Source organism: Vibrio rhodolitus (assembly GCF_003350325.1).
Taxonomy (GTDB): domain Bacteria; phylum Pseudomonadota; class Gammaproteobacteria; order Enterobacterales; family Vibrionaceae; genus Vibrio; species Vibrio rhodolitus.
Window position 1 is genome coordinate 1 of record NZ_QLYZ01000045.1, and the last position, 1,291, is coordinate 1,291.

General features: G+C 44.2%; 1 protein-coding gene. It reads left to right on the forward strand.

The genetic code is table 11. From position 1 onward, the window contains the following. Positions 1-53: 53 nt before the first annotated feature. Positions 54-1,258, forward strand: a protein-coding gene (locus DPF93_RS20980) for an IS3 family transposase (RefSeq protein WP_114767931.1) whose coding sequence is annotated in 2 segments (ribosomal slippage) — positions 54-420 and positions 420-1,258 — 1,206 coding nt in all. Because the reading frame shifts where the segments join, the coding sequence is not laid out codon by codon here. Positions 1,259-1,291 lie beyond the last annotated feature (33 nt).

Below are 1,291 nucleotides of genomic sequence, written 5' to 3' on the forward strand. Positions count from 1 at the left end.
TGACCCGTCCTAAATAAGGTTGACACAACCCAATCAGAAAATTGGAGAGTGTTATGAAATCAGCAGCTAGACGAACCCAACGTGACTATTCACTCGCTTTTAAATTGGATGTCGTTGACCAAGTTGAAAGAGGTGAACTGACTTATAAACAGGCTCAAGAGAAGTACGGCATACAAGGTTGTTCTACAGTATTAGTGTGGCTCCGAAAACACGGTCGACTTGACTGGTCTAGGGGCACTCCTAGATTCTTGAAAAAAGGGCTGCCTATGTTTGAACTCAATTCACCACCTACACCAGAGCAACGTATCAAAGAGCTGGAAAAACTGCTCGAAGATACCAAGCTCAGAGCCGACTTCTTCGAAGAAGTGGTTAAAGTTATGGAGCGAGACCACGGTGTTCGAGTCGTAAAAAAGCACAAAGACGCGTCGTCCAAGAGCAAAACATAGCTCAGCTTAACGTGACTAAATTTTGCCAAATCGTAAATATCACAAGGCAAGCCTATTACAAGCAATGCCTTACTGAAGCCCGCAAGCTACGACGTGATGAGGTACTTCTGAGTTTTGTTCGTGAGACTCGAATCAAACAAGTCCGCATAGGAACTAGGAAGCTGAAGTACCTGATGCAGCAGGCAGGAATGACCGTAGGCCGGGATTATCTTTTTTCACTGCTTAAACATCATCGCCTACTTGTGAAAACCAAGCGTGCTTACCACCGAACAACAGATAGCCATCACAGATTTTACTGCCACCCAAATAGAATAAAGGATGGCTTTAAACCAGAGAGACCAGAAGAGTTGTGGGTAGCTGATATCACTTACCTTCCGACCCAAGAGGGAAACAGTTATGTCAGTCTGATTACCGATGCCTATTCTAGGAAAATCGTCGGTTATAGTGTGGATGACAACATGCAAACGAGTGCTGTAAAACAAGCTTTTATAGGAGCGCTAAGAAAACGCCGAAGTAAGGGAAGCTTAATCCATCATTCAGATAGGGGTTCCCAGTACTGCTCAAAGGAATACCAAGACATACACGCTAAGCACAAGATAGTGTGTTCAATGACGGATGGGTATGACTGCTACCAGAATGCGTTGGCAGAGAGGGTGAACGGCATTTTGAAAATGGAATATCTCTTGCGAAAGCCTAAAGATGTAGCTCAAGCAAGAAAAATGGTCGCTGAGTCAGTAGAAATCTATAATCAGATGAGGCCTCATACAGCGCTAAAATACAAAACGCCCGATGAAGTACACCGAGCGTTTTAACTAAAAAGTGTCAACCCATATCAGGACGGGTCA